The 1005-nt window shown below is 51.0% G+C and carries 2 protein-coding genes; one reads left to right on the plus strand and one right to left on the minus strand.

Translation table 11 applies throughout. The features are described 5' to 3' along the window. The coding region (locus R7Z41_RS24640; protein ID WP_318141726.1) for an FAD-dependent oxidoreductase at positions 1–645 on the plus strand (645 nt) is incomplete at its 5' end. A gap of 53 nt (positions 646–698) precedes the next feature. Here the strand turns inward: R7Z41_RS24640 and dinQ are convergent. Continuing rightward, complete coding sequence (dinQ, locus tag R7Z41_RS24645; protein WP_001295215.1) at positions 699–782, minus strand: damage-inducible type I toxin DinQ; 84 nt, start codon at positions 780–782, stop codon at positions 699–701. Between the last annotated feature and the right edge of the window lie 223 nt (positions 783–1005).

A 1005-nucleotide genomic window follows, 5' to 3' on the forward strand; every position in this document is an offset into this window, starting at 1 on the left:
AATGCCGATGGTAGCCTGACGCTGGAGCTGGAAGATGGTCGCAGTGAAACGGTGGATTGCCTGATTTGGGCGATTGGTCGCGAGCCTGCCAATGACAACATCAACCTGGAAGCCGCTGGCGTTAAAACTAACGAAAAAGGCTATATCGTCGTCGATAAATATCAAAATACCAGCGTTGAAGGTATTTACGCGGTGGGCGATAACACGGGTGCAGTGGAGCTGACACCGGTGGCAGTTGCAGCGGGTCGCCGTCTCTCTGAACGCCTGTTTAATAACAAGCCGGATGAGCATCTGGATTACAGCAACATTCCGACCGTGGTCTTCAGCCATCCGCCGATTGGTACTGTTGGTTTAGCGGAACCGCAGGCGCGCGCGCAGTATGGCGACGATCAGGTGAAAGTGTATAAATCCTCTTTCACCGCGATGTATACCGCCGTCACCACTCACCGCCAGCCGTGCCGCATGAAGCTGGGGTGCGTTGGATCGGAAGAGAAGATTGTCGGTATTCACGGCATTGGCTTTGGTATGGACGAAATGTTGCAGGGCTTCGCGGTGGCGCTGAAGATGGGGGCAACCAAAAAAGACTTCGACAATACCGTCGCCATTCACCCAACGGCGGCAGAAGAGTTCGTGACAATGCGTTAAATGTTAAAGGGCTAAGAGTAGTGTGCTCTTAGCCCTTAATTACGTTTCCGCTATCAGTTCAGAAGCTGAAGCAGAAAGCGGATCAGTTCCAGCAGCGCAATTAACGCCCCAAGAACGATGATTGCTTTATCAATCATCCGTTTACTCCATTATATGGAGCAGACTCCCGATACTTACTCTTACACTGCCTGTCATATCGGTTGTTCTTCGGTGTTGGTTGAAGACAGTTCCACTCCAGCCAGAGCACTGACAACAGCACCACCTGTTTTTCAGCCAGGACTTAAAATCGCTTAATCCTTGCGGGAAGGCTGGAGTTATAACGGATCAGAACCAACCGGTGTATTATACGCATAAGCGGAT

It is taken from the genome of Vibrio sp. 1457 (assembly GCF_033340195.1).
GTDB classification, from domain to species: Bacteria; Pseudomonadota; Gammaproteobacteria; order Enterobacterales; family Vibrionaceae; genus Vibrio; species Vibrio alginolyticus.

Coding starts and splice junctions, on each gene's coding strand:
- dinQ (WP_001295215.1), bottom strand. CDS start 782: ATGATTGATAAAGCAATCATCGTTCTTGGGGCGTTAATTGCGCTGCTG.